This window comes from Tardiphaga sp. 285_C5_N1_2 (assembly GCF_052076065.1).
In the GTDB taxonomy this organism is placed as follows: domain Bacteria; phylum Pseudomonadota; class Alphaproteobacteria; order Rhizobiales; family Xanthobacteraceae; genus Tardiphaga; species Tardiphaga robiniae.
On the sequence record NZ_CP197241.1, the window covers coordinates 2,833,299 to 2,857,797 of the forward strand.

Genomic DNA, 24,499 nt, shown 5'->3' on the forward strand with positions numbered 1-24,499 from the left:
GTGAAAGTCCTAGTGAAGCAGAGGCGGGCCGGGCGGGCCGAAAATCATCTGGGTCATCCAGACCAGAAAGCCGTAACCGCCGACCACGCCCACCGCGACGACGGGCCAGATGAGAACGACGATCGTGAGAAAGACGAGCAACTCCGACATGCGGCTGTTGCGTCTTTGAGCCTCTGCAGGCTGAGCAATATTCTGGTCCGTCACCATATGCTCCCCCTTCGGTTTGCGGCCATATGCCTGGAGAAGAGGCGAGATTCGCCTAGAGCGAGGGCAATATGCCTGCTGCAGCGCCCACCTTCTTTGCGCTGGATCAAACAACAAACTCTGCGGAGGATTTATTTGATATCGTTGTTCTGATCGCGATGTCGTCGTGCAGAGCCGCTCGCATCAGAATCTTTGATGACAGTTTTATTTGATTGCGACAGCTGCTCGGCGAAATCGCTCGTTCCGGAAGGCGAGCAATGGATCGTGAGATGTGCAATTCGTTTGGTCAAACGCCGCTTTTTGCAGGCCTGGACGAGGGCGCACGCGGCATCGTCATCGAAGCTGGCAGAAAGTACGTTCTGGATTGCGGTTGTTCGCTCTGGCAACAGGGCGACCTACCGGCGATAATCGCTGTGGTCATCGATGGTCAGCTCAAGAAGACAATGATCGATGCGCATGGCGCGCAGAAAACGCTGCAATTCATGCGACGCGGCGATCTCGCCGGAGCCGCATCGATGTTCGGCAATTTTTCTCGCCCGACAACCCTGCGCGCGACAGTCGCGACCGAACTGCTGTGCTGGTCCGCCGATCGCTTCAGCGGATTGATGCATGTTGTCCCGCAGCTCGCGATAAATGTCCTCGGTATCGTCGGACGGCAAACCGATCATCTGCTGCGCCGTCTTCACGAGGCAACGAGTGAGAATGCCGATCGACGTATCGCACGGATCGTTCTGCGCCTGGTGCGGGAAGGAGATCCGGATGGTGAGTGCGTTCCGATCGAACTGAGGATCTCGCGCCAGGAACTGGCCGAACTCAGCGACACCACGCTGTTCACGGTCAGCCGCACCGTTTCGGCCTGGAACCGGATGCTGATTCTGAAAGCCGGTCGCGGCCGCTTGACGGTCATCGATCCCGCCAGACTCGCGGGCCTGGCGGGCGACGTGCGGGCGCACTGAGGCAATTACGCCGGGTCGAGATATGGCTCGAACGCCTCGACCGACACTTTCAGCGTCGGATCGCCATCGGGTCCCCACAGTTCGGCGCCGTCGAACACGACGGTGTAGAGCCATTGCGGATTTTCGCCCTGGTCGTGGGCCGCAGTGTCGGGATAGACATGCGCGCCGTGAATTCGCTCGATCACGCCGATATGGCCGCGGACATAGCGCGGCAAGCGCGTATGGGTGGTCGGATGGATGTTCTTCATCCGCACGCGATCGCCGATCGCGAATGCGGCAGGCGCCGAAGCAGGGCGCGTGAACGAGCCGCGGGTCAACACGCGCTCGACACTATCAACGGTGAAGCTGCCGCGCTTCAGCGGCTTCGGCGGCACGGATGCGTGGCCGGCCTTGATCTCATCGGCAGCGAGGAAGCCACGCTCGACCAGCATATCCTCAAGGCCGAGAAACCACTTCTTGTAGTAGCTGCTGGAGAGATAGACCTCCGGCGGCAGCGTCTCGCGGTAGAAGCGTGAGGCGTCGATGTTAAAGGCGCCTGCCGCGCCCATGGCACGCACCATGGCCAGCACGCGTGCTTCCCACTCCGCATGAAACATCGGCTCGTTCGGTTCCGGCTCGACCTTGCCGAAACCGTCCATGCCGCCCATGTCGTGGACGCCGTTCATGACGGCGCTCCCGGCGCTGTCACCAGACCTGTGCCGATCATCGAGTCGCGCGTGACCAGTTCGGCCAGTTGTTCTTCGCTCCAGCCCTCGGTGCCGGCAGGTCGCATCGGCAACACGAGAAAACGTGTCTCTGCCGTCGAATCCCAAACGCGGATCTCGGTGTCATTCGGAATCGTGAAGCCGAAGTCTGCCAGCACACCGCGCGGATCCTTGACGGCGCGGGAGCGGTAGGGCGCGGCCTTGTACCAGACCGGGGGCAGGCCGAGCATTTCCCAGGGGTAACAGGAGCACAGCGTGCACACGACCATGTTATGGCGCTCGGGCGTGTTCTCGACCACGACGAGATGATCGCCGGTGCGGCTGACATGGCCAAGCGTGCCGATTGCCGCTGAGCCGTCGGCCAGTAGCGCCGCCTTGAAGGCCGGATCGGTCCAGGCTTTCGCGACCACCAGGGCGCCGTTGTGCGGCCCGATCTTGGTCTCATAGGCCTGGATCATCGCGTCCAGCGCCGCTGGATCGATATAGCCTTTCTCGGTCAGGATGGTCTCGAGTGCACGGACGCGCAGCTCGGTGTCCGACAATTCGGAATGATCGTGATCGTGGTCATGATGGTGTTCGCTCATACCCTCAGGATAAGCGAGGCGCGATTGTTCTGTCGAGGATTTCGGGACTCAGTTAGGTCTACAGCATGGCTGCTCCTCGTTATCGCGCGCTGACGCTGTTCGGCTTCGTTCTGGTCGCGCTGCTGGTGGCTTCGGGCCATGCGGAGGCGGCCAATGGCGCCTATGCGGTCGATGCCGCGGATATCTCGGACCTCGGCTCCTGCAAGGTCGAGAGCTGGTATTCGATGGCCACCAATAGCGACTTTGCGGCGGTGGCCAATCCGTCCTGCGTGGTCGAGATCACGCGTCCGGTCGAACTCAGCGTGCTCACCAATCACAGCCGCTCCGATGGCGAGTTCAGCACCACGCTGGCGCCGAAAGCGAAGATCAATATCGAGCCGACCGGGATCGGCAAATTCGGCGTATCGGCATTGGCCAGCGGCACATTCGACGCCATGACCGGCCAGAACACCGCCGTCTTCGCCGAGATTCCGGCGACCTATCGCTTTTCCGAAACCACACGCATCAATCTCAATGCCGGCTGGCTGTGGGATCGCGTGCTCGATCGCCACTACTTCACCTATGGCGTCGGCTTCGACTGGAAATTCACCGACGTGCTGCAATACACAGTGGAACTGTACGGGCAGGCGGGCCGCGCCGAATTCGCCAGCGTGATCCAGCCGCGCGTCCAGACCGGCGTGCGCTATCGGCCCAACGACATTTTCTCGGTCGATGTGATCTATGGCCGCAACATCACCGGGGAGAATTCCAACTGGATCACTTTGGGCACCACGATCCGGTTTCCGCCGCCCGGAAGCGTGAGCAAACCCGACGCGCATTTGTGATTCACCTGGGGCCGGCAATCGCTGTAAAACCGCGATATCGGCAAATTGCGTGATTTTCTGACAAGCATCTGAAATATCTCGATGTTAACGTCCTACCGTGTTCAAGCCGGCTTGCGGAAATCCAGTGTCAATCTTGCGACGATCTTGCGACTTCCTATCCGTCCTCACCATCGCCGCAGTGCTGGTCACGCCAGCATTGGCAGGCACCAGCCTGCTGACCGACAAGCCAGATCTCAGCAGCTTTTCCCAGGACGACCTGAACCGCGTCACCGACATGCTCGACCGCGAAGTCGGCCAGGGCCATCTCGCCGGCGCGATCATGCTGATCCAGCACCGCGGCAAACCGGTCTATTACGAGGCCTTCGGCGTTCGCGATCCCGCGACCATGGCGCCGATGACGACGGATACGATCTTCCGGCTGTATTCGATGTCGAAGCCTGTGACATCGGTCGCGGCTATGATTTTGGTGGAGCAGGGTAAGCTCAGGCTCGACGATCCCATCGCCAAGTTTATTCCGTCTTTCGCCCATCCGCAGGTCGCGACCGAGCGCACGGATGCCGGCGGGAAATCCTATCTGGACTTTGCGCCGGCCGAGAAACCGATCACCGTGCTCGACCTGATGCGGCAATCGTCCGGCATCAGTTCGGCCTTCACCAATCTCGGGCTGATCACGCAGCTTTATCTCGATGCGGGCCTGTTCGACGGCGATTTCGACAATGCCGATTTCGCGGCGCGGCTTGCGAAACTGCCGCTGGCCTATCAGCCGGCCACGGTGTGGGATTACGGCCATTCGACCGATTTGCTCGGCCGCATCATCGAGATCGCCTCGGGCCAATCGCTGTACGATTTCCAGAAGCAGTATCTGTTCGATCCGCTAGGCATGACCGACACCGGCTATTACGTGCTCGATCCCGCCAAAGCGCCGCGCATTGCGCAGCCGATGCCAACCGACCGCATCATCGGCAACGAGACCATCAGCGATCCCACGGTGAAGCGAAGATGGGAGTCAGGAGGAGGCGGCCTCGTCTCCACCACGGGCGATTACGCGCGCTTCCTGCAGATGCTGATCAATGGCGGCACGCTCGGCGGCGTCCGAATCCTCAAGCCCGAGTCTGTCCAACTGATGCGCCAGAACCAGGTCGCGCCGGCCAGTGATGTGAAGCCCTGGGCCTATTATTATCCCGGTGCCGGCTTCGGCTACGGTCTTGGCTTCGGCGTCCGCACAGGACCCGGCGAGGACGGCGTGCCCGGCTTTATTGGCGAGATGGCCTGGGGCGGCGCCGCCGGAACTTACTTCTGGACCTATCCGGACCAGGACATGGTGATGATCCTGATGGTGCAGACGCCAACCCAGCGCGGCCGTATCCAGCCGATCCTGAAGACGCTGGTCTATGAGGCGATCAGGAAGTAGCGGGAGCGTGGCCGGGGTGCGGCTTTAAGAGAACTGAAACTGGGACCACACGCCAATATCTCGGATTCGCATAAGGTATATTATGGAATATATTATCCCATAGCGATCTCAGAGACTTAGCTCAAATTGTTGCGATATCCCGTTGGCCGCCCAACCATTCGAGCCAGTTTGTAGTCCCACATCATTGCATCTTCAGCCGCCGAAATATCTGACGTGATCGAGGTCCGGGATCAACCCTGACTGCGTCGGTCGCCAGCCAAGCCGCTGTTGTGTCCAGGCGCTGGACGCCGGTGCGTCCATGGCCGCGAAGCCTGCGAACCAGCCGAAGTGATCGGCGGCTTCAGCCGGCGATTTCGAGACGACTGGCAGGTTCAGGTGCCGGCCGATGACCTCGGCAATCTCACGGAATGCGACGCCTTGTTCGGCGCTCGCGTGATACCGAATGTCGGCGGAACCGTGCTCGAGGACGAGCCTGTAGAGCCGGGCGACGTCCAGCCGATGTGCGGCGGGCCAGCGGTTGAGACCGTCGCCGAAGTAGGCCGAGGCGCCCTTCTCCCGCGCGATATTGATCAGCATCGGCACGAAGCCATGGTCGCCATCGCCATGGACCGATGGCGGCAGCCGGACCGACGAACTACGCACGCCGCGTGCCGCCAGACGTTCGGCGACCTGTTCCGATACGCGCGGGCTTGGCGACGCGCTCGACGGGCCCATGTCTTCGGTGGCCACGCGTCCGGGCGCGATGAAGGCCATGCCCGAAGTTACGATCAAGGGCCGCTCGGAGCCCGCCAGCACATCGCCAAGCGTCTCGATGGCACGCGCGTCGATCGCGCAGTTTTCCTTGAATTTCGAGAAGTCGTGGATGAAGGCCGTATGGATCACGCCGTCTGAATTGGCAGCCCCGGACCGCAGGCTGTCCAGATCTTCCAGATCGCCGCGATGGATCTGCGCACCAGCGTCGGCCAGCGCCTTGGCAGATGCATCCGAGCGCGCGAGACCGAGCACCTGATGACCGGCGCCGATCAATTCCTGAACGACCGCAGGTCCGACAAAGCCCGAAGCACCGGTAACGAAGACACGCATGTGATATTCCTCTCGTGAATGCGCGGATGTATCGGCCCTGCGGTACAGTGCGTGAAGCCGTGACGTTATACGGGTATGGCGACTAACAGGCTGAGCATGACGGTCACCGAAACAACTTCCGGCGCTGGCTCCAATCCGCTGGGCGCTTATCTCAGGGATCGCCGCGCCAGGCTGGATCCCGTGGCATTCGGCTTCTCGTCCGAGCGCCGCCGCACGCCGGGCCTGCGGCGCGAGGAAGTCGCGCAGCGCGCCAATGTCAGCGCCACCTGGTACACATGGCTGGAACAAGGACGCGGCGGCGCGCCATCGGCCGATGTGCTCGACCGGATTTCACGCGCACTGGAATTATCGACAGTCGAGCGCGAGCATCTGTTTCTGCTGGCGCAGCACCGGCTGCCGGAAGTCCACTACGAGCCGTCCGATATCGTCACACCGACGCTGCAGCGCGTGCTGGATTCGATGGAGTTCAGCGCCGCCGTCGTGCGCAATGCGACCTGGGATATCGTGGCCTGGAATCGTGCCGCGCTGGCCGTGCTTGGCGACTATCCGAACATCGCGCCCGACGACCGCAACGTCCTGCGTATCCTGTTCTGTCGTCCGAATGTCCGCGCCAAGATGCCGGACTGGGAGAACGATGCACGTTTCGCCGTGGCGGCATTTCGCGCCGACATCACGCGCAGCGGCGCATCAGAACGCGCCCAGACATTGATCGATGAACTGTGCCGGATCAGCCCCGACTTCGCAGCCATGTGGCATGACAACGACGTCAGCAGCTATGGCGAAGGCAAGAAGCATGTGAATCATCCAATCGTAGGACCATTCACGATGAGCTATTCGACATTCTCGGTCGATGGCCAGCCGAATTTGGGCATGGTGGTCTATACGCCGGAGACGGCTGCAGATGCCGAGCGGATGAAGGCGCTGATCGCGGCGAAAAGCCAGGACTAGGTGCGCAGCGACAATCTCGATGTGTTTTCACGAGGTCGGGTTCGCGGGCGCGAAAGGGCGCCCACGCCCCGGAATGACGAGTTTCTTGCTACGGATATTTCGGCAGCAGTCCATGCGCGGCGAAGCCGCCATCGACATTGAGAATGTGGCCGGTGACGAAGCTCGACTTGCTGTCATCCAGCAGGAACATCGCGGCACCAGCGACCTCCTCCGGCTCGGCATAACGCCGCTGCGGCACCACCTGCATCCAGCCTTCCCGCGTTGCCACCGTGTGCATCTCCTGCACCATGGGCGTCTCGAACGGGCCCGGCGCAATGGCGTTCACACGGATCTTCAGCGGCGCCAGTTCGCAGGCCATCACCTGGGTCAGCGTGACGACGCCGCCCTTGGATGCGCCATAGGCCGAGCGCTCGATATTGCCGCGCAGCCCCGACACCGACGCCACATTCACGATGGCGCCGCCGCCATGAGCCTTCATCAGCCGCGCAGCTTCCTTGGCAACGGCAAAGGTGCCGACCAGATTGATGTCGAGGATCTCGCGAAACAGTTTTACCGAGGTCTCGAAGAACGGCACCTGACGGCCGATACCCGCAGAATTCACCAGACCGCGCACCGGGCCGAAACCGGCTTCGCAGTCCTTCAGGCCGGCAATCACGGCGTCTTCATTGGCCACATCCATGACGACGGTTTTGGTCACACCGGCTTTGATGGCGTCGACCTGGGCCTTGGCGGCATCCAGAGCAGGCTGGGTGAGGTCGGCAAGCAGCACTTTCCAGCCCTCACCCACGGCCGCCTTGGCGATCGCCAAACCGATTCCCGATGCGCCGCCGGTGATGATCGCTACGCCGTGATCCCTATTCATATGCTGTCCTTGCGTTTCCTCCACCGGTCCTGGCTGCCGGCGGCTTCAGTCGCGCGATGCTTCCCACAAATTCGCGCGGCGCAAAAGCCGTGCGCGGGCGTCCTCTATTGGGCCTTGGCCTTTGGTCGCACGGCGAAAAGGCTTGACCGGGCAGCCCGGGCATGATGACCAGACGGCAAGGGCCCTTGGGCCTCACAAAGGCAAACAAAGAAGTGGTTGGGAGAAACAAAATGACGATTTCACGCCGGACTCTGCTGAAGGCATCAGCCGCTGCGACCGCATTTGGCGGCGTCAGCATGCCGTTCATCGCGCGCGCGCAGCAGGCGGAATACGTCTACAAATACGCGAATAACCTGCCCGATACGCATCCGATGAACATCCGCGCCCGCGAGATGTCGGCGGCGATCAAGACCGAGACCAACGGCAAGGTCGACCTGCAGGTATTCCCCAACAACCAGCTCGGCTCCGACACCGACATGCTGAGCCAGATCCGCTCCGGCGGCGTCGAGTTCTTCACGCTGTCCGGCCTGATCCTGGCCACTTTGGTGCCAGCCGCATCGATCAACGGCATTGGCTTCGCCTTCCCGAATTACGACACGGTCTGGAAGGCTATGGACGGCGATCTCGGCGCCTATATCCGCAAGGAAATCACCAAGGCCAATCTCGTGGTCATGGACAAGATCTGGGACAACGGTTTTCGCGAAATCACCTCGTCCACGAAGCCGATCAAGAGCCCGGACGACCTGAAGGGCTTCAAGATCCGCGTGCCGGTGTCGCCGCTGTGGACCTCGATGTTCAAGGCGTTCGACAGTGCGCCCGCGTCGATCAATATCAGCGAAGTCTATTCGGCGATGCAGACCAAGGTCGTCGAAGGTCAGGAAAACCCGCTGGCGATCATCTCGACGGCGAAGTTCTACGAAGTGCAGAAGTTCTGCTCGCTGACCAACCACATGTGGGACGGCTACTGGTTCCTGGCCAACCGTCGTGCCTGGGAGAAGCTGCCGGCCGATCTGCGCGACATCGTTGCCAAGAACATCAATGCCGCCGGCATGAAGGAGCGCGAGGACGTTGCCAAGCTCAACGCCAATCTGCGCGGCGAACTGGAATCCAAGGGCCTCGCCTTTAATGAGCTCGAGCCCGGCCCGTTCCGCGACAAGCTGAAGTCGGCCGGCTTCTACAAGGAATGGCAGGGCAAATATGGCGACGAAGCCTGGGCCATCCTTGAGAAATCCGTCGGCAAGCTCGGCTGATCGGACAAACTATGGCCGTGCATGACATCTCCGCCCTTGAAAGCGGGGCGTCCAGCGTGGAGGGGGTGCCCCTCTCCCGCCGCGACGCCATCCTGACCTCCATCGACCGCGCGCTCGGCCATCTGGTCGAGATTCCCGCGGCGCTGCTGGTGGTGGCGGAGGTGATCATCCTGTTCATCGGCGTGGTGGCCCGTTACGGCTTCCACCGTCCGCTGATCTGGTCGGACGAGCTGTCCTCGATCCTGTTCCTGTGGCTGGCGATGCTGGGCTCCGCCGTGGCGTTCCGGCGCGGCGAGCATATGCGGATGACCGCGCTGGTAGCGTCGGCCGGTCCGCGGATGTGGGCCTTTCTCGACGTCGTCGGGACCTCTGCGGCGCTCGCGTTTCTCCTGATGATCGTCGCTCCCTCCTTCGAATACGCCTATGAGGAAAGCTACATCACGACACCGGCGCTGCAGATCGCTAACAGCTTTCGCGCGGCGGCGCTGCCGGTCGGCATCTCGCTGATGATCGTCTTCGCGCTGCTGCGGCTGGTGCGCTACGGCCAGGTTCGCACCGTGCTGACGGCGCTCGGCACCGTCGTGGCGATCATCGGCCTGTTCTGGCTCGCCGAGCCGCTGCTGCGGACCCTCGGCAATCTCAACCTGATCATCTTCTTCGTCGGCGTCGTGGCGCTGTGCGTGTTCGCCGGCGTGCCGATTGCCTTCGGTTTTGGCCTCGCGATCTTCGGCTATATGGCACTGACCACGCGCACGCCGATGATGGTGCTGGTCGGCCGCATGGACGAGGGCATGAGCCATCTCATCCTGCTGTCTGTCCCGCTGTTTGTGTTCCTGGGCTTGCTGATCGAGATGACCGGCATGGCCCGCGCCATGGTCGCGTTCCTTGCCAGCCTGCTCGGCCATGTCCGCGGCGGCCTGCATTACGTGCTGATCGGCGCCATGTACCTCGTCTCCGGCATTTCCGGCTCCAAGGCTGCCGACATGGCCGCCGTGGCGCCGGTGCTATTCCCGGAAATGAAGGCACGCGGCGCCAAGCCGGGCGATCTCGTCGCCCTGCTCTCGGCGACCGGCGCGCAGACCGAGACCATTCCGCCGAGCCTGGTGTTGATCACCATCGGCTCGGTCACCGGCGTCTCGATCTCGGCGCTGTTTACCGGCGGCTTGCTGCCGGGCGTTGTGCTGGCGATCACACTCGGCGCATTGGTGTGGTGGCGCTATCGCGGCGAGGACCTCAGTCACGTCAAACGGGCATCCGGGCGCGACATATTCAAGGCCTTCATCATCTCGGTGCCGGCCATCGCGCTGCCCTTCGTGATCCGCGCTGCCGTGGTCGAAGGCGTGGCGACCGCCACGGAGGTCTCCACCATCGGCATCGTCTATGCCGTGCTCGCGGGCCTGTTGATCTATCGCCAGTTCGACTGGAACCGGCTGAAGCCGATGCTCGTCGATACGGCCTGCCTCTCCGGCGCAATCCTGCTGATCATCGGAACCGCGACCGGCATGGCCTGGGGCCTGACCCAGTCCGGCTTCTCGCGCTCGCTGGCGGCGGCCATGACGGGCCTGCCGGGCGGCGGTGCGACCTTCATCGCGGTCTCCATCGTGGCCTTTGTGATCCTCGGCAGCGTGCTCGAAGGCATCCCCGCCATCGTGCTGTTCGGGCCGCTGCTGTTCCCGATCGCGCGGCTGGTCGGCGTCCACGAGGTCCACTATGCGATGGTCGTCATCCTCGCCATGGGCATCGGACTGTTCGCGCCGCCCTTCGGGGTGGGCTATTATGCCGCCTGCGCCATCGGCCGTGTTGATCCCGCGGAAGGCATCCGGCCGATCCTCGGCTATCTGCTGGCGCTGCTGATCGGCCTGATCATCGTGGCAATCTTCCCATGGATATCGATCGGATTCCTTTAAGATACGTTCTTTCAGAAGGTTACGGTCATCACCTCGCGTAATTTTGGAAGATCATTTCTGTGATAATCTGATAGATGAAATATCTTACATAACCTACTGAACTAAATATAGGAGTCTTAAAAATGATCCCAGATCAGGGCGCCTATAGCGTCGGCCTCGACCAGACTCCGGCCAACTTCGTGCCGCTGTCGCCGCTGAGCTTTCTCAAACGCAGCGCGGCGGTTTATCCAGACCTCACCAGCACGGTCTATGAGGGCTGCCGTTTCACCTGGGCGCAGACCTATGAACGCTGCCGGCGCTTTGCCTCGTTCCTGACGGGGCGCGGCATCGGACGGGGCGACACCGTCGCGGCGATGCTGCCGAACCTGCCGGCGATGAACGAAGCCCACTTCGCAGTCCCCATGGCCGGCGCCGTCCTCAACGCCCTGAACATCCGGCTCGACGCCACGGCCATCGCGTTTCAGCTCGACCATGGCGGCGCCAAGCTTTTGCTGGTCGATCCCGAATTCTCGGGCGTGATCACCGAGGCCCTCGGCCTCATGACCGGACCGAAGCCGTCCGTGATCGATGTCGACGACGCGTCCTTCGCCGGTGGCCAACGGATCGGGGAACTCGAATATGAAGCCGCCCTTGCCGAAGGCAGCCCCGATTTCACCAGCGCCTTCCCGCTCGACGAATGGGACGCCATCGCGCTTGGCTACACCTCGGGGACCACAGGCAATCCGAAGGGCGTCGTGACCCATCACCGCGGTGCCTATCTCAACGCAGTCTCTAATATTCTTGCCGCCGGTCTCGGTCAGCATCCGGTCTATCTCTGGACCCTGCCGATGTTCCACTGCAACGGCTGGTGCTTCCCCTGGACCGTGGCAGCGAGCGCCGGCGTCAATGTCTGCCTGCGCAAGGTCGACCCGACCAAGATCTTCGCGCTGATGCGCGAGCATGGCGTCACCCACATGTCAGGCGCGCCGATCGTCTACAACACGCTGATCAATGCGCCCGATGCGCCGGTTTATTCCGGCGGACCTCTGGTGCAAGGCTCGATCGCCGGCGCGCCGCCGCCGATGGCCGTTTTGTCAGGCGCCGAGAAGATCGGCATCAAGCTGACCCATGTTTACGGCCTGACCGAAGTCTATGGGCCCGCCTCGGTCTGCGCCGAGCAACCCGGCTGGGATGCCCTGCCCGCCGATGAGCGCGCCAACCTGAAGCGCCGCCAGGGCGTGCCCTATCACCTGCAGGAAGCCGTGACGGTGATCGATCCCGAAACGATGCAGGAAGTGCCCCGCGACGGCGAGACCATCGGCGAGGTCATGTTCCGGGGCAATATCGTGATGAAGGGCTATCTGAAGAACGAGAAGGCCACCAAGGAGGCCTTCGAAGGCGGCTGGTTCCACACCGGCGATCTCGGCGTGCTCGACGCCGCCGGCTACGTGACCATCAAGGATCGCTCCAAGGACATCATCATTTCCGGCGGCGAGAACATCTCGTCAGTGGAAGTCGAGGACGTACTCTACAAGCACCCGGCGGTGCTGTTCGCGGCCGTGGTCGCCAAGCCCGATGCGAAATGGGGCGAAGTGCCGTGCGCTTTCGTCGAGCTGAAGGCGAATGCCGCGGCGACAGAAGCCGACATCATCGCGTTCTGCCGTGGGCAGATGCCGGGCTTCAAGACTCCGAAAGCCGTGGTGTTCGGTGTGATCCCGAAGACGTCGACAGGCAAGATCCAGAAGTTCCTGCTGCGGGATCAGGTGAAGTCGACGGGATCGTTCAGCGCATAAACTCGTCGTTCCGGGGCGCGGACGCCGTTAGGCGGTAGCGAACCCGGAACCTCGACATGGGAGTCTCCGTGGAGCCAAGCGACATCGAGATTCCGGGTTCGCTCGCCGCCGGCGAGCGCCCCGGAACGACAGTTTGGCGCTACCAAGAGGTCGCATCCATGACGCAGAACTTCGCCGCAATCATTCTCGGCGGGACCGGCCAAGTCGGTGGTGCAGCCGTCGCGGAGCTGCTGGCAATTCCCGAATGCCGGGAAGTGGTGATGATCACCAGGAAGCCCATTGCCGCGCGATCACGCGTGCGCAACGTCGTGCTCGATACCGGCGCTCCAGACTTTGCCAAGCACACGGCCGTGCTTGCTCGCGACGTCCTGAGCCAGGGTCCCGTCAGCGCCGTGAGTTGTGTGGGTGTCGGTTCCGGATCGATGCGCTGGAGCGAAGAGGAGCTGAAACGCCTTGAACTCGGCGTTGTCGGCGCTTTCGCGCGCGGCTGCCGTGACGCCGGCATCGCCCAGTTCTGCCTGCTGTCAGCAGTAGGAAGCACAGCCCAAAGCCGGTTTCGCTATGTCCGCGTCATGGGTATGAAGGAAGACAATGTGCGCAACGTCGGTTTTACCCGCCTCGCGATCTTCCAGCCCGGCATTATTGCCGGCAACGCGCATACGCCGGCATGGGTGAGTTGGCTTGGACGTCTCGTGCCCGGCCCGTATGGCAATATCGATCAGCGCGAGATCGGTCGCTCAATCGCCGCAGAGATAGCTTTGCATAGTCGAGAGGCCGGCGAAGTGACCTTTGAAAATGCAGCAATGAAAAAACTCGCTGCTCAAATTACTCCACCGTCAGTCTGATCCCGTCATAGGCGGGGACCACGCCCTCCGGCAGTATCGCCTTTACCGCCTCGTAATCCACATCCGCCGTCATATTGGTGATCACCGTCCGCTTCGGCTTGAAGCGGTCGCGCCAGCGCAGCGCATCACTGATGCTGAAATGGCTGGGATGCTGCGTATAGCGCAGCCCATCGACGATCCAGAGATCGAGACCTGCGAGCGCGGGCCAGCTCTCTTCCGGGATGTCGTTGAGATCAGGCGTATAGGCGGTGTTGCCGATCCGGTAGCCCAGCGCCGGGATGTTGCCATGCTGGACCAGGAACGGCGTCAGCGTCAGATCACCGCCCTTCCCCGTGATGGTTCGGCTCTCGCCGGCCTCGATGCTGAGGCGATCGAGGATCGGCGGATAGTCGCTGCCGGGAGGTGACTGAAAGCAGTAGCCGAAGCGCAGCATGATATCCGTTGCCGTCGAGGCGTTCATATAGACCGGGATACGCTTGCGGCGCTTCAGCACCACTGAGCGGAGGTCGTCCATGCCGTGGGTCTGGTCCGCATGCTCATGCGTCAGGAAGACCGCATCGATGTCATCGACATCGGCGTCGATCAATTGCTCGCGCAGGTCCGGCGAGGTGTCGATGACAACGCGCGTGACGCCCTCGGGCCCGATCTGCTCCGCCATCATCGAACAACGACGGCGACGGTTTTTTGGATTGGCGGGATCGCAGGCGCCCCAGCCCAGCGCCGGGCGCGGCACACCCGCCGAGGATCCCGAACCGAGAATGGTGAGGACCAGCGTCATGCCGGCACGCCGGTACCAGGCGCGTTCACGGCAGGCACCTTGCTGAACAGGCGGAAGAAGTTTTCGGTGGTCTGCCGCGACAGTTCTTCGAGCGACACGCCGCGGGTTTCCGCAAGCACCTTCGCCGTCTCGACCACATAAGACGGCTCGTTGCGCTTGCCGCGCCATTTGCCGGGCGCCAGATATGGCGCGTCGGTTTCGACCATGATGCGGTCGGCGGGAAGCTCAGCCGCGAGATCGCGCAGCTCCTGCGATTTCTTGAACGTGATGATGCCCGTGAAGGAGATCGACAGGCCCATGCCGATGGCCTTCATCGCCAGCTCCCGTCCGCCGGTGTAGCAATGCAGCACCGCCTTGAACGCGCCCTTCGCCATCTCGTCTTCGAGAATGGCGCCGCATTGTTCGTCGGCCTCGCGGGTATGGATCACCAGCGGCAATCCGGTCGCGCGTGCGGCGGCGATATGGGCGCGGAAGCCGCGCTCCTGCGCGCCTGATGAGCCGTGTTCGTAGAAGTTATCAAGACCCGCTTCGCCGAGCCCGATGACCTTCGGATGCTTTGTCAATTCGATCAGCTCATCCGCGGAGATACCGTCTTCCTCGTCGGCATTGTGCGGATGGGTGCCGACCGAGCAATAGACATTCGGAAAGCGCTCCGCGATTGCCAGCAACGCCGGCAGGCGGCGCACCCGCGTCGAGATGGTCACGAGCTTGCCGACGCCGGCGGCCTCGGCACGCGCGACGATGCCGTCGAGATCGTCGGCGAAGTCGGGGAAATCCAGATGGCAGTGGCTATCGACAAGCATCTCGCAAACTCAGCTCGCAGCCGGCGGCTCGACATAGCGCGGGAACACGCCGGTCGGCGTCGGCAGTTGCGTGCCAGCCTTGATGCGGGTCGCAATTGCCGTGAAGTCGCGCTCGCTTTCGGGGATGCCGAGCACGTCGAGCAGCTTGGCGCAGGACGCGGGCATCACTGGCTGCGCCAGGATCGCGACCTGCCGCACGACTTCGGCGGTCACGTAGAGCACTGTGGCCTGCTTCTTCGGATCGGTCTTGGCCAGCGCCCACGGCGCCTCGCCCGCGAAATAGCGGTTGGCCTCGGCCACCACGGCCCAGATCGCGTTCAGCGCCTGATGGATCTGCTGCGTCGCCATCGCGGTGCGCGCGAGTTCCAGCATGCCATCGGCCTGCGCCAGGATCGCCTTGTCGTTCTCGCTGTAATCACCGGGCTCAGGCAACACGCCGCCATATTGCTTGGCGATCATCGACAGCGAACGTTGCGCGAGATTGCCGAGATCGTTGGCGAGGTCGGCATTGGTCCGATTGACGATGGCTTCGTGATTGTAGCTGCCGTCCTGCCCGAACGAGACTTCGCGCATGAAGAAATAGCGCATCTGATCGACGCCATATTGCTGGGCCATGCCGATCGGGTCGACCACGTTGCCGACCGACTTCGACATCTTCTCACCACGGTTGAGAAGAAATCCGTGACTGAAGACGCGATGCGGGACGTCGACCCCTGCAGCCATCAGGAATGCAGGCCAGTACACCGCGTGGAAGCGAACGATGTCCTTGCCGATCACATGCAGATTGGCAGGCCAGTAACGCTTGAAGTCGTCGCCATCGACATCCGGATAGCCGGCTGCCGTGATGTAGTTGGTGAGCGCGTCGATCCAGACATACATCACATGACCGGGCGCCCCCGGCACCTTGATGCCCCAGTCGAACGTGGTGCGCGAAATCGACAGATCCTGCAGGCCGCCCTTCACGAAGCTCGTCACTTCGTTCAGCCGCTCGCGCGGCAACACAAAGTCCGGAACGCGCGCATACAGATCGAGCAGCTTGTCCTGGTAGGCGGACAGACGGAAGAAATAGGTTTCCTCTTCGGTCCACTCGACCGGCGAGCCGAGCGGCTCGCGCCGCACGCCATCGTCGCCGAGCGTCGTTTCCGCTTCGTCGAAATAGGCTTCCTGGCGCACCGAGTACCAGCCGGCATATTTGTCGAGATAGATGGCGCCGGCCTTCTCGAGCGCAACCCACAGCGCCTGAACGGAGCGCTCATGGCGCTTCTCGGTGGTGCGAATGTAGTCGTCATAGGAAATGTTGAGCGCAGCATCCATCTCGCGAAAACGCGCAGAATTCCGGTCGGCCAGTTCGAGCGGCGTCAGGCCTTCCTTGACGGCGGTCTGCTGCATCTTGAGACCATGCTCATCCGTTCCGGTCAGGAAACGAACGTCATAACCGTCGAGCCTCTGGAAGCGGGCAATCGTGTCGGTCGCCATGACCGTATAGGCATGACCGATATGCGGCACGCCATTGGGATAGAAGATCGGCGTTGTCAGAAAATACGCCGGTCGGGTTGCATCGGTTGCAGATGTCATGGCTGACTTTACGGACCTTGAATAAGACGATCTTGGTGAAGCGCGGATCGGCTGAAACCAGTCTCGCAGCGATCAGCGCGTTGCTTCCGCGAGCAGTCCAAACACCGAGAAAACCAGCGGTTTTCGCTCGAGATTGTAGGATTCGGTCTCGCGCGCGGCTCGGTTGATCTTTTCCCATACCTCCGCCAGCCGCGCAAGGCGGGGCAGATTGGCGTTGGCATTGGCGTCATCGGCCCGCATGCGCTCGCCGATCCAGCGGTCGACACTGTCGACAAAGGCGCCGAGCGCGACACGGTCACTGGTCCCCAGCGCATCCCCCAGCGCATGCAGCTCGCGCGGATCGACATGGGGCAGCGTGTTCAGGAGCGAGGCGGTGCGCTGGTGCAGTTTCAGCGCACCGCCTCCGAGCAGATTCAGAGCGCGCGATACGCTGCCTTCGGAGGCTTCAGCGACCTCTTTGAGCAAGGGATCGCCGGTTTCGATCTCGGCGGCCTGCGACGTAGCGCGGGTCACATCGGCGACGGACAACGGACGCAGCGCCAGCTTGCGACAGCGCGACTGGATGGTCGGCAACACGCGCGCCTGCGCATGTGTCACCAGCAGGAACAGCGAGCGCAACGGCGGCTCTTCAAGCACCTTCAGCAGCGCGTTCGCGGCATTGGCGTTCAGCTCATCGACGGTGTCGACGATGCAGACGCGCCAGCCGTCAATAGCAGCGGTCGAGCCGAAGAACGACACGGTCTGCCGGGTCTCATCCACGGTGATCACCGTGCGCATCACGCCCTTGTCGTTGAGCGAACGTTCCAGTGTCAACAAACCGCCATGGGATTCGGCGGCGACCTGGCGCACGATCGGATGCATCGGATCGAGACCGAGCGATGTTGCGGATTGCACTTGCGGCGATGTGGGATCGCGATGCGCCAGTACGAAACGCGCCATGCGATAGGCCAAAGTCGCCTTGCCGATGCCCTGCGGACCGCCGATCAGCCAGGCATGCGGAATGCGGCCGCCGCGATAGGCGTTGAGCAGCGTGGCCTCGGCATCCTGATGACCGAACAGCGCGGTCGTCTCGCGCGGATGCGGAACCGAGATCGTTTGCTCGGATGACTTTGCGCTCATGCCGAAGTGACCTCGTGGTTCGACGGCGTCAGAAGGCGTCGGCGCAACACGCCCCAGATATTGTTCGATACGATCTTTGAATCTGCATTGGCGTCGATCAGTACGCAGCGTTGCGGTTCATCGGCTGCGATCTGCCGGAACGCGTCACGCAGCCCCTGATGAAAGGCGATGCCCTCGGCCTCGAATCTATCGGGCACATCATTGCCACGCCGCGCTGCTGCGCGTCGCATGCCGATCGAGACCGGGATATCGAGAATGACGGTGAGATCCGGTTTGAGCCGTCCGATGGTGACGCGCTCCATCGCATTGAGCAGTTCCGGCGAGACATGGCCGAGCCGGCCCTGATAGGCCCGCGTCGAATCCGAGAAGCGATCACACAGCACCCAGATGCCCTGATCCAGCGCCGGCGCAATCACCGCATGGACATGGTCGTCGCGCGCCGCGGCAAACAGCAGCGTCTCGGCTTCGGGGCCGAGCAGTTTGCCCATGCCCGACAGCACCACATGGCGGATGATCTCGGCACCGGGCGAACCGCCGGGCTCGCGGGTGACGATGACGCGCTTGCCTTCGGCCTCCAGCCGGTCGGCCAGAATCTTGATCTGGGTCGATTTGCCGGCGCCCTCGCCGCCCTCGAAACTGACGAAGCGACCGCGCGGCGGCGATGTCGTGGGCGTGTCCGTCATGTCAGAGCTTCTCGGCGCCGGCGCGGAACAGTCCGATCACCAGCTCACCGGCGCCGTCGACGGCGCGCCGCATGGTCGATCCCGTGCCGACGGCGGCCGCCGTATAGAGCGGCGTTTCGACGGCGATATTGGCGCCGCGCCAGACCTTGATCACGCCGACCGGCTGACCGGGCTCGATGGGTGCACGCACGGGGCCTTTATAGACGACGCGAGCGATCAGCTTGTCGGTGCCGTTCTTCTGCACCATCACCTTCACTGGCTCCTTGGCCGAGAGCGCGACCGAGCGGCTCTCGCCGCCAAACACCTTGGCGAAGCCGACCGTCTGGTCGGCTGCGAACAGCGTGCGAGCCTCGAAATTCTTGAAACCCCACTCCAGCAGCTTCTTCGCCTCGGTCGCACGATCGTCCGGATCGTCCAGACCGTTGATCACCACGATCAGCCGCATGCCGTCGCGGATGGCCGAGCCGACCATGCCGTAGCCACCATCCTTGGTGTAGCCGGTCTTGAAACCGTCAGCGCCGTCCAGCGTCGCCAGCAACGGATTGCGGTTCTGCTGACGGATCTTGTTCCAGGTGAATTCGCGCTCGCCGAACAGCTTGTAAAATTCCGGATAGGTGCGAACGATGTGGCGGGCGAGAACGCCGAGCTCGCGCACCGTCATCTTGTTGCCGGGATCCGGCAAACCGTTGGAATTGGCGAAGGTAGATTTCGGCATCCCGAGCGAGCGCGCCCGCGCCGTCATCTTCTCGGCAAAGGCCGCCTCGCCGCCTGCAATGCCCTCCGCCAGGATCATGCAAGAGTCGTTGCCGCTCTGGATGATGGCACCGCGCAGGAGATCAGCGACCGGCACGCGGCTGTTGATCGCAGCGAACATGGTCGACGCGCCTGCCGGCGCGCCGCCCTTGCGCCAGGAATTCTCGCTGACGCGGTATTCGTCCGTGAGCTTGATGTCGCCGCGGGTCAGCGCGTCGAACACCAGTTCGACGGTCATCAGCTTCATCATGCTGGAGGGCGCGCGGAGCTCATCCGCATTCTTCTCGAACAGCACGCTGCCGGAGCCAGCCTCGATCAGGATCGCGGTCGGTGCATCGGTGTCGTAGCCGCCGTCCTCGACGACCTTCTTGGCACCCTGAACGCTCTGGTTTGCAGCCTGCGCTGTTGGGCCGAGGGCGACGCCAAACGTCACCAGGGCAGCCAGCAGCGTTCGCCAGCTCCGCGCGGCGAATTGCGGTCGTTTCAAGGGGATAGAGCCAGATGCCATGTGCTGTCCTGAGTGCTCAGGTCTTAACAGGATCGCCGATGGCAAACAACGCGGCAAGGTGCAACGCGGATCAGGGCGCTATGCTGCGCCCGTCTGGTGTCGGTCGTGAACGACGAACCGGCTTAGTAGAGACCGCGACCGGACAGGATCGCCTGGGCGCCGCGCGCATCGACCGTGCCGTCATCCGGCTCGGCAGGCGCAGCATAAGCGGCGTTGCTCTCATAGGACACCGCACGGTGGTTCTCGCTCATCCGCGGTGCCGATGCCGTGCGCATGCGGCTCGACGCCGACATTTCCGACGTCGAACGGATTGAGGCCACATCGGCCGAGGTATTGCCGAGCGAATACGGGCGGCCCTCCGGCAGAGGAACATCGCGCGAGACAACACGACCACCCTGCATGTCGGGCACGAAAGAGCGCGCCGAGGCGACGCGCACCAGCGATGGCGACGGTGCCGGTTCACCGGTGCGCAGCGTGGCAACGAGCTGGCGATCGTCCGACCCTTCCAGCGGCGCGCGGCCGACATATTCGACGCGAACCTTGGCGGTGCCGTTGCCTTTGAATTCGAGCAGTTCGGCCGCCTTGTTCGAGACGTCGATCAGGCGGTTGCCGTGATACGGGCCGCGATCGTTGACGCGAACGATCAGCGACTTGCCGTTATAGACGTTGGTCACGCGGGCATAGCTCGGGATCGGCAGCGTCGGATGAGCCGCGGTGAGCGAGGCCATGTCGAACACTTCGCCATTGGCTGTCAGACGGCCATGGAACGCGTCGCCATACCAGGAGGCGATGCCTTCAGCGCGGTAATTGATGTTTTCTTCCGGCACATAGAGCTTGCCGGCGACGGTGTAGGGCTTGCCGATACGGTAGGTGCCGCCGCCCTTGGGAACCGGCTCGCCCATCCCGACGACCCGAGGACTGCTCGAAACGCCATATTTCGGATCGAGGCGACTGAAGCTGGTGGTGGAGGAGGAACAATTGGCCAGCGCCAGACAGGCGCTGATGGCCGCTGCTGCCTGAACAGCCTGGCCGAGTCGGTTTGACCCACGAATCCCCATACGCCCCAATACCATTCCAGCGGCCGCCTGCCCATCTCCGGGCATCCCCACGGCCAAAATCCCGATGCGGCCCACTTCCGCATCAAGTGGTGAATATATCGCAGCCGGATCGCGGCGGAAATGGGGAGAGCCCCGGTATGGTAAACAGAGGATGTGGGATTTCAGCCCGCACGCCGGGTGTCGCTCGCGCCGCACACGTCGCGCTAGAAGTTCCTCCTGCGATCGGTGAGATGGCACCGTGATTGTGTTCAACCACTTCAGAACACGCGCATTTTTTCCGGGATCGACGCTTACATATTTACCCCGGATTCAGACGAGCTTCGTAGCGTGCACCACTATGAAAAACCTCATCAAGCGATTTATCGCAGACGAAACCGGCGCCACGGCCATCGAATATGGACTGATTGCTGCCGGCATTGCCCTCGCCATCATTGCCGTCATCAACGGCATGGGCACCAAGCTCAATGGCAAGTTCACATCGATCAACTCGTCACTGAAGTGACGACCTGACGATCCATTATCACTCCCCGCGCCGCCACGGCGCGCGGAGTTCTCCCTCAAGTTACGTCTCGCGCGATCAATCGTACCACTCGCGGCGGATATACGGGCCGTACAGCACGTCCTGACGCCAGCGATAGACCTGCACCAGCAGGCCGCCGACACCGGCAACAACACTCAGCAACAACAAGGTCTCGATCACCACAAAGCCCCCGGCATTCTCGTTGGGCACAGCAATACATGGTGATTTTTAAGATCCCCGCTGCGGTTTGTTTTGAATTTGCGGCCCGCCGCTAACGGAGATTAATTTCCGCAACTCGCTCCCCGTCCGTTTCAACTATTTGTTAGTTGAACGATCGCGCATGATTTGGATTTGATAGCGGAGCGCGCTGACGCGATTCCTGGCGGGACTCTTGCGGCGGGATGTTGGGGATGGAGATGGACGTTTCAAGGACGAATTGCGGCGGGATCACCGGTGCGGGAGAGTACAGGTTTCGCGATGGCCACCTGATCGTGACGCTCTACCAGATCGCGATCTGGGTCGAACATCCCCAAGCGATCTTCACCGCCGTCACGTCGCGCTTCCAGAACAGCATGAAGCTCTATGTGCTCGGGTCATGGCGCCTGCCGAATGCTGCAGCGTCGAGTGAGCAGCCACCTGCTCCCGCTAGTGCGGAAGGAATGTCGCTGCATTGATCACGGTGACGACCGCGAAAGCCATCACCCATAGCGGCCAGACCGGCGCCTGCGCCCGCGGGCGGAACTGTCGGGGAACGCCGAAATTGCGTGCCATTGCCTGCTCCATTGCATCGACCGAACGACACTGAATGTGAGCATGCATTCTGTTAAAATTGCGTCGTGGCTTCGGCTATAATTTGTGCGTCCCCGGCAAGTATAGCCTCGGCGCACGGCGCTTCGTAATAACGCGGAGTGAGCTGGCAGCAAAGCGGGGCACCATCGCATCGTGACGATGGATGCCTACCGACGATCAGACGCACATGCTGCCGGTAAGGTTGATTGGTTAGGTTAAACCGGTAATTGCATTGACCGCACCTGCAGCCTTGCTCAATTGCCGGCATGATCGACGATGACGACAGCTATGAGTTGAATGACCAGGGCATCCGGGTGCTGATCGGGCTGACCGTGGAAGAGACTGCGGAATTCACCCGCCTCGACGGCACCATCGGTCACGGCCGCCCGCCTGGGATCTCGCTCGAACAATGGGCCCATGCCGAAGACCGGCGCTGGCTCGAACTCTATCAGAAACACGAAAATGCGCGGCAGCCGTTCCTGCAAACCGGCAAGACTAGGCACTGAGCGCACGGAAGCGCTATTCTCCGACACCGCAAACTAGAAGCCTAGGCAAATTAAAAGCCGCGCCAACCCGAAGGTTGACGCGGCCATGGCCGTTCTGTTGCAAGGTGGACCTACCCCGAACGGTTACGCCGCGAGGCGCACTTCGTTCATGCGAACGTTATCGTTTGCATTTAGGTTTTGACCCGATAACGGCGGTATCATGCCGAGCACAATTCACAACTTCTTCGCGGCCATCGATCCTGTTTCGCCCCCGCCTGAGCAGCCCGTGCATTTCACCATCCGGCGAAATCGACCTCACCTGGATGAGATCGCGAGCTGCTGAGGTGGAGGCGCCGGGTACTGCCCCCGGGTCTGCCCGCAGTCCATTGAGAGGTTCAGCGCCATCGTCTTGCGACGAACCAGATATAGGCGCGATCTCAGGCGAAATCTAGACTCGGTCCGCCCTGCATTCCGGGCGGAATGCCGCTGGCCGCTAGCCCTTCTTGGCGGAACTCTTTTTGGTAGCGGTCTTTTTGGCGGCGCCCTTAGCCGCCTCTGCCTTGGCTGGCTTTCCTTTAGGTGCCTTGATCTTTGCAGATTTGGCTTCGGCAACCGGCGCTTCGACCGGCGGCGCTTCCGCAGCCTGAGGCCCTGAACCCTGCGTCTCGACCGCCAGAACCTCGACAGCCGGCTCCCCGGCAGGCTTCGCGGCAGCCACCTTCTTCGCCGCAGGCGCAGGCTTGCTCTCCGCGGGCGCGGCGGCCTTGCCGGCCTCCTTGATCAGCCGCTGTGCGGCTTCGAATTTGGCCTCGCGCATCGCACGCAAGGCGTCGGCGCGCGGTGTCGGGTTTGCCATGTTGGTCTCCGTCCTCAGAATCGTCAGGCTTTGCTTAGCACGCCCGGCGCCCGGCACCGACCGGCCCAAGGGAATCCCCGTGCCGATGATTTCAGCCCCGGACAGCCGCCCCGGCGCAATCCTCTCTTTCCCTCGGCAGGCCGCTTTGCTAAGCGCTGTCCCACGACGGAAAGGTGGCCGAGTGGTTTAAGGCAGCGGTCTTGAAAACCGCCGTGCCTGCAAGGGTACCGTGGGTTCGAATCCCACCCTTTCCGCCATTTGCCGCATCATCCTCTGTCGGACGACATGATCGATCAATCCGAGCCAACGACGCCTGCTGAAACACTCGGCGCTCTCAAACCGCCGCGCTGCGCGATGTGCCGGGCGCGAATGACATTGTTGCGGAGCGAGCCGGATCCCGGTGGTGGCGACAAGTGCACCTTCACCTGCCCGAAATGCGAATTCGTGAAGACCAAGGTCGTCGGCGGTCCGCCCGATCTCAGCCGCCACAGGCCGCCCAAAAAAACACGACGGCCCCAGACACGTTAGGCCGCCTGAGGGATTACCGCGGCGGCTGTGTTGCTGCCGGGAGCGGAGCGCCGCCGACCGAGATGGCACCGGCGGGACGATCGGCTGGACGCTTGCGCGGCACCGTGGGTGCCGGGCGCGCGGCCACTGGCGCAGCCGGAGCTGCGGCCATGGGCGCTGGCGCCGCAGCGGCTGGAGCCGGAGCTGCGATAACGCCCCTGCCCTGCAGCGTATCGATCTTGGCGGTTAGTCCAACGACCTGGGTCGTGAGGCCCTGGATCTGATCGGACAGGCGCTTCAACTCTGTCTGCTGCGCCGTCAGCAATTCGGTAGCAGCCTGGATCGAGCTTCCGGTCTGCTGCTGGAACGCTGCGAAATCAGTCGCGCTGACGTTGCCCTCCGCCGCGCTCGCCAACACCGGGGCGCTATCTCTGGGGCCAGTGCTTCCTGTCACTGCCTGTGCCATGTCGGTCAGTGCGTCGTGGTAGTTCAGCCAGAGATATCCACCGCCGCCAGCGAGGATCAACAGCACGACGATAACTCCGAACGGGCCGAACGACCTGCGCTTGCGCAGCGGCACGGGGGGCGGCCCGACATTGATCTCGTTATTGAACGTATCGGCCACTGGAGATCCTCACTTGCGACGTCCGATCCTGCGGCTCGGGGAGCGAGACAACCGGCGCGATTCCTTGAAGCGTATGTAAGCAAAAAATCC

General features: G+C 62.4%; 27 protein-coding genes, 1 tRNA gene and 1 other RNA gene. 12 read left to right on the top strand and 17 right to left on the bottom strand.

Annotated features, from left to right (window positions below):
* Positions 1-9: 9 nt before the first annotated feature.
* Positions 10-204 carry a nitrate reductase gene (locus AB7951_RS13525; protein ID WP_420878700.1) on the bottom strand — a complete coding sequence of 65 codons (195 nt, stop codon included), beginning with the start codon at positions 202-204 and terminating at the stop codon, positions 10-12.
* A gap of 257 nt (positions 205-461) precedes the next feature.
* Here AB7951_RS13525 and AB7951_RS13530 point away from each other — a divergent pair, with 257 nt between their 5' ends.
* Entirely contained in the window at positions 462-1,160 is a 699-nt protein-coding gene (locus tag AB7951_RS13530) for a Crp/Fnr family transcriptional regulator (protein WP_120289717.1), read from the top strand.
* Between the two features lie 5 nt (positions 1,161-1,165).
* Here AB7951_RS13530 and nthB read toward each other — a convergent pair whose 3' ends face one another.
* Together nthB and nthA are read right to left on the bottom strand one after the other, a co-directional pair.
* On the bottom strand, positions 1,166-1,825 hold the full coding sequence (nthB, locus tag AB7951_RS13535; protein ID WP_120289719.1) for a nitrile hydratase subunit beta: 660 nt from the start codon (positions 1,823-1,825) through the stop codon (positions 1,166-1,168).
* Positions 1,822-2,448 carry a nitrile hydratase subunit alpha gene (nthA, locus tag AB7951_RS13540; protein ID WP_120289721.1) on the bottom strand — a complete coding sequence of 209 codons (627 nt, stop codon included), beginning with the start codon at positions 2,446-2,448 and terminating at the stop codon, positions 1,822-1,824. The genes nthB and nthA overlap by 4 nt, the downstream gene beginning before the upstream one ends.
* A gap of 65 nt (positions 2,449-2,513) precedes the next feature.
* On the opposite strand from nthA, the gene AB7951_RS13545 reads away from it, so the two are divergent.
* Together AB7951_RS13545 and AB7951_RS13550 are read left to right on the top strand one after the other, a co-directional pair.
* Positions 2,514-3,272 (top strand): hypothetical protein, encoded by a 759-nt coding sequence (locus AB7951_RS13545; RefSeq protein ID WP_120289723.1) that lies wholly within the window; start codon positions 2,514-2,516, stop codon positions 3,270-3,272.
* A gap of 124 nt (positions 3,273-3,396) precedes the next feature.
* Complete coding sequence (locus AB7951_RS13550; RefSeq protein WP_439061594.1) at positions 3,397-4,683, top strand: serine hydrolase domain-containing protein; 1,287 nt, start codon at positions 3,397-3,399, stop codon at positions 4,681-4,683.
* 192 nt (positions 4,684-4,875) lie between these two features.
* On the opposite strand, the gene AB7951_RS13555 is transcribed toward AB7951_RS13550, so the two are convergent.
* Positions 4,876-5,766: an SDR family oxidoreductase gene (locus AB7951_RS13555; protein WP_120289725.1), complete on the bottom strand. Its 891-nt coding sequence runs from the start codon at positions 5,764-5,766 to the stop codon at positions 4,876-4,878.
* Between the two features lie 96 nt (positions 5,767-5,862).
* On the opposite strand from AB7951_RS13555, the gene AB7951_RS13560 reads away from it, so the two are divergent.
* Positions 5,863-6,714, top strand: coding sequence for an MmyB family transcriptional regulator (locus AB7951_RS13560; RefSeq protein ID WP_120289727.1), 852 nt, complete (start codon positions 5,863-5,865; stop codon positions 6,712-6,714).
* Positions 6,715-6,802: 88 nt separating this feature from the next.
* Here the strand turns inward: AB7951_RS13560 and AB7951_RS13565 are convergent, their stop codons facing one another.
* Positions 6,803-7,576, bottom strand: a complete 774-nt coding sequence (locus AB7951_RS13565; RefSeq protein ID WP_231080687.1) for an SDR family NAD(P)-dependent oxidoreductase — start codon at positions 7,574-7,576, stop codon at positions 6,803-6,805.
* A 230-nt stretch (positions 7,577-7,806) separates the two neighbouring features.
* On the opposite strand from AB7951_RS13565, the gene AB7951_RS13570 reads away from it, so the two are divergent.
* From AB7951_RS13570 to AB7951_RS13585, 4 genes are all read left to right on the top strand, one after another.
* Complete coding sequence (locus AB7951_RS13570; protein ID WP_120289731.1) at positions 7,807-8,826, top strand: TRAP transporter substrate-binding protein; 1,020 nt, start codon at positions 7,807-7,809, stop codon at positions 8,824-8,826.
* A gap of 11 nt (positions 8,827-8,837) precedes the next feature.
* Positions 8,838-10,733, top strand: a complete 1,896-nt coding sequence (locus AB7951_RS13575) for a TRAP transporter large permease (RefSeq protein WP_120289733.1) — start codon at positions 8,838-8,840, stop codon at positions 10,731-10,733.
* 122 nt (positions 10,734-10,855) lie between these two features.
* Positions 10,856-12,505: an acyl-CoA synthetase gene (locus tag AB7951_RS13580; protein ID WP_120289735.1), complete on the top strand. Its 1,650-nt coding sequence runs from the start codon at positions 10,856-10,858 to the stop codon at positions 12,503-12,505.
* A gap of 56 nt (positions 12,506-12,561) precedes the next feature.
* Positions 12,562-13,350, top strand: coding sequence for a hypothetical protein (locus AB7951_RS13585; protein WP_439061592.1), 789 nt, complete (start codon positions 12,562-12,564; stop codon positions 13,348-13,350).
* On the opposite strand, the gene AB7951_RS13590 is transcribed toward AB7951_RS13585, so the two are convergent.
* The 7 genes from AB7951_RS13590 to AB7951_RS13620 all read right to left on the bottom strand — a co-directional run bounded on the left by AB7951_RS13590 (position 13,331) and on the right by AB7951_RS13620 (position 20,627).
* Positions 13,331-14,128: an MBL fold metallo-hydrolase gene (locus tag AB7951_RS13590; protein WP_120289737.1), complete on the bottom strand. Its 798-nt coding sequence runs from the start codon at positions 14,126-14,128 to the stop codon at positions 13,331-13,333. The two genes, AB7951_RS13585 and AB7951_RS13590, sit on opposite strands and share 20 nt — an antisense overlap.
* A complete protein-coding gene (locus AB7951_RS13595; protein WP_120289739.1) occupies positions 14,125-14,931 on the bottom strand; it encodes a TatD family hydrolase in 807 nt (268 codons plus the stop codon). The genes AB7951_RS13590 and AB7951_RS13595 overlap by 4 nt, the downstream gene beginning before the upstream one ends.
* A 9-nt stretch (positions 14,932-14,940) precedes the next feature.
* On the bottom strand, positions 14,941-16,506 hold the full coding sequence (gene metG, locus AB7951_RS13600) for a methionine--tRNA ligase (RefSeq protein WP_120289741.1): 1,566 nt from the start codon (positions 16,504-16,506) through the stop codon (positions 14,941-14,943).
* A gap of 72 nt (positions 16,507-16,578) precedes the next feature.
* Complete coding sequence (locus tag AB7951_RS13605) at positions 16,579-17,625, bottom strand: DNA polymerase III subunit delta' (RefSeq protein ID WP_439061591.1); 1,047 nt, start codon at positions 17,623-17,625, stop codon at positions 16,579-16,581.
* Entirely contained in the window at positions 17,622-18,308 is a 687-nt protein-coding gene (tmk, locus tag AB7951_RS13610) for a dTMP kinase (RefSeq protein ID WP_120289745.1), read from the bottom strand. The genes AB7951_RS13605 and tmk overlap by 4 nt, the downstream gene beginning before the upstream one ends.
* A 1-nt stretch (position 18,309) precedes the next feature.
* Complete coding sequence (locus AB7951_RS13615; protein ID WP_120289747.1) at positions 18,310-19,569, bottom strand: D-alanyl-D-alanine carboxypeptidase family protein; 1,260 nt, start codon at positions 19,567-19,569, stop codon at positions 18,310-18,312.
* A 122-nt stretch (positions 19,570-19,691) separates the two neighbouring features.
* Positions 19,692-20,627 carry a septal ring lytic transglycosylase RlpA family protein gene (locus AB7951_RS13620; RefSeq protein ID WP_092143009.1) on the bottom strand — a complete coding sequence of 312 codons (936 nt, stop codon included), beginning with the start codon at positions 20,625-20,627 and terminating at the stop codon, positions 19,692-19,694.
* Between the two features lie 337 nt (positions 20,628-20,964).
* On the opposite strand from AB7951_RS13620, the gene AB7951_RS13625 reads away from it, so the two are divergent.
* Positions 20,965-21,129 (top strand): Flp family type IVb pilin, encoded by a 165-nt coding sequence (locus AB7951_RS13625; protein WP_089264337.1) that lies wholly within the window; start codon positions 20,965-20,967, stop codon positions 21,127-21,129.
* A gap of 75 nt (positions 21,130-21,204) precedes the next feature.
* Here AB7951_RS13625 and AB7951_RS13630 read toward each other — a convergent pair whose 3' ends face one another.
* Positions 21,205-21,357, bottom strand: a complete 153-nt coding sequence (locus AB7951_RS13630; protein ID WP_158596799.1) for a hypothetical protein — start codon at positions 21,355-21,357, stop codon at positions 21,205-21,207.
* A gap of 206 nt (positions 21,358-21,563) precedes the next feature.
* On the opposite strand from AB7951_RS13630, the gene AB7951_RS13635 reads away from it, so the two are divergent.
* Positions 21,564-21,821 (top strand): hypothetical protein, encoded by a 258-nt coding sequence (locus tag AB7951_RS13635; RefSeq protein ID WP_147421639.1) that lies wholly within the window; start codon positions 21,564-21,566, stop codon positions 21,819-21,821.
* Here the strand turns inward: AB7951_RS13635 and AB7951_RS13640 are convergent.
* On the bottom strand, positions 21,793-21,918 hold the full coding sequence (locus tag AB7951_RS13640) for a hypothetical protein (protein ID WP_286144218.1): 126 nt from the start codon (positions 21,916-21,918) through the stop codon (positions 21,793-21,795). The two genes, AB7951_RS13635 and AB7951_RS13640, sit on opposite strands and share 29 nt — an antisense overlap.
* A gap of 284 nt (positions 21,919-22,202) precedes the next feature.
* Here AB7951_RS13640 and AB7951_RS13645 point away from each other — a divergent pair, with 284 nt between their 5' ends.
* The gene (locus AB7951_RS13645; RefSeq protein WP_120289751.1) at positions 22,203-22,442 is read left to right on the top strand and encodes a hypothetical protein; all 240 of its coding nucleotides are present in this window, start codon (positions 22,203-22,205) and stop codon (positions 22,440-22,442) included.
* An 81-nt stretch (positions 22,443-22,523) separates the two neighbouring features.
* Here the strand turns inward: AB7951_RS13645 and ssrA are convergent.
* Positions 22,524-22,876, bottom strand: a transfer-messenger RNA (tmRNA) gene (ssrA, locus tag AB7951_RS13650).
* Between the two features lie 38 nt (positions 22,877-22,914).
* The gene (locus AB7951_RS13655) at positions 22,915-23,277 is read right to left on the bottom strand and encodes a hypothetical protein (protein WP_120289753.1); all 363 of its coding nucleotides are present in this window, start codon (positions 23,275-23,277) and stop codon (positions 22,915-22,917) included.
* Between the two features lie 167 nt (positions 23,278-23,444).
* Here AB7951_RS13655 and AB7951_RS13660 point away from each other — a divergent pair.
* Positions 23,445-23,534 (top strand) — tRNA-Ser (locus tag AB7951_RS13660).
* A 284-nt stretch (positions 23,535-23,818) separates the two neighbouring features.
* On the opposite strand, the gene AB7951_RS13665 is transcribed toward AB7951_RS13660, so the two are convergent.
* Positions 23,819-24,409, bottom strand: a complete 591-nt coding sequence (locus AB7951_RS13665) for a hypothetical protein (protein WP_120289757.1) — start codon at positions 24,407-24,409, stop codon at positions 23,819-23,821.
* Between the last annotated feature and the right edge of the window lie 90 nt (positions 24,410-24,499).

What these genes read in the sequence shown, in the direction of transcription:
- AB7951_RS13570 (WP_120289731.1), top strand. Translation starts at nt 7,807, where the DNA reads ATGACGATTTCACGCCGGACTCTGCTGAAGGCATCAGCCGCTGCGACC.
- AB7951_RS13655 (WP_120289753.1), bottom strand. Translation starts at nt 23,277, where the DNA reads ATGGCAAACCCGACACCGCGCGCCGACGCCTTGCGTGCGATGCGCGAG.
- AB7951_RS13560 (WP_120289727.1), top strand. Translation starts at nt 5,863, where the DNA reads ATGACGGTCACCGAAACAACTTCCGGCGCTGGCTCCAATCCGCTGGGC.
- AB7951_RS13585 (WP_439061592.1), top strand. Translation starts at nt 12,562, where the DNA reads ATGGGAGTCTCCGTGGAGCCAAGCGACATCGAGATTCCGGGTTCGCTC.
- AB7951_RS13605 (WP_439061591.1), bottom strand. Translation starts at nt 17,625, where the DNA reads ATGAGCGCAAAGTCATCCGAGCAAACGATCTCGGTTCCGCATCCGCGC.
- AB7951_RS13555 (WP_120289725.1), bottom strand. Translation starts at nt 5,766, where the DNA reads ATGCGTGTCTTCGTTACCGGTGCTTCGGGCTTTGTCGGACCTGCGGTC.
- AB7951_RS13545 (WP_120289723.1), top strand. Translation starts at nt 2,514, where the DNA reads ATGGCTGCTCCTCGTTATCGCGCGCTGACGCTGTTCGGCTTCGTTCTG.
- metG (WP_120289741.1), bottom strand. Translation starts at nt 16,506, where the DNA reads ATGACATCTGCAACCGATGCAACCCGACCGGCGTATTTTCTGACAACG.
- AB7951_RS13625 (WP_089264337.1), top strand. Translation starts at nt 20,965, where the DNA reads ATGAAAAACCTCATCAAGCGATTTATCGCAGACGAAACCGGCGCCACG.
- AB7951_RS13640 (WP_286144218.1), bottom strand. Translation starts at nt 21,918, where the DNA reads ATGGCACGCAATTTCGGCGTTCCCCGACAGTTCCGCCCGCGGGCGCAG.
- AB7951_RS13580 (WP_120289735.1), top strand. Translation starts at nt 10,856, where the DNA reads ATGATCCCAGATCAGGGCGCCTATAGCGTCGGCCTCGACCAGACTCCG.
- AB7951_RS13615 (WP_120289747.1), bottom strand. Translation starts at nt 19,569, where the DNA reads ATGGCATCTGGCTCTATCCCCTTGAAACGACCGCAATTCGCCGCGCGG.
- AB7951_RS13530 (WP_120289717.1), top strand. Translation starts at nt 462, where the DNA reads ATGGATCGTGAGATGTGCAATTCGTTTGGTCAAACGCCGCTTTTTGCA.
- AB7951_RS13575 (WP_120289733.1), top strand. Translation starts at nt 8,838, where the DNA reads ATGGCCGTGCATGACATCTCCGCCCTTGAAAGCGGGGCGTCCAGCGTG.
- AB7951_RS13590 (WP_120289737.1), bottom strand. Translation starts at nt 14,128, where the DNA reads ATGACGCTGGTCCTCACCATTCTCGGTTCGGGATCCTCGGCGGGTGTG.
- AB7951_RS13595 (WP_120289739.1), bottom strand. Translation starts at nt 14,931, where the DNA reads ATGCTTGTCGATAGCCACTGCCATCTGGATTTCCCCGACTTCGCCGAC.
- tmk (WP_120289745.1), bottom strand. Translation starts at nt 18,308, where the DNA reads ATGACGGACACGCCCACGACATCGCCGCCGCGCGGTCGCTTCGTCAGT.
- AB7951_RS13635 (WP_147421639.1), top strand. Translation starts at nt 21,564, where the DNA reads ATGGACGTTTCAAGGACGAATTGCGGCGGGATCACCGGTGCGGGAGAG.
- AB7951_RS13565 (WP_231080687.1), bottom strand. Translation starts at nt 7,576, where the DNA reads ATGAATAGGGATCACGGCGTAGCGATCATCACCGGCGGCGCATCGGGA.
- AB7951_RS13620 (WP_092143009.1), bottom strand. Translation starts at nt 20,627, where the DNA reads ATGGGGATTCGTGGGTCAAACCGACTCGGCCAGGCTGTTCAGGCAGCA.
- AB7951_RS13645 (WP_120289751.1), top strand. Translation starts at nt 22,203, where the DNA reads ATGATCGACGATGACGACAGCTATGAGTTGAATGACCAGGGCATCCGG.
- nthB (WP_120289719.1), bottom strand. Translation starts at nt 1,825, where the DNA reads ATGAACGGCGTCCACGACATGGGCGGCATGGACGGTTTCGGCAAGGTC.
- nthA (WP_120289721.1), bottom strand. Translation starts at nt 2,448, where the DNA reads ATGAGCGAACACCATCATGACCACGATCACGATCATTCCGAATTGTCG.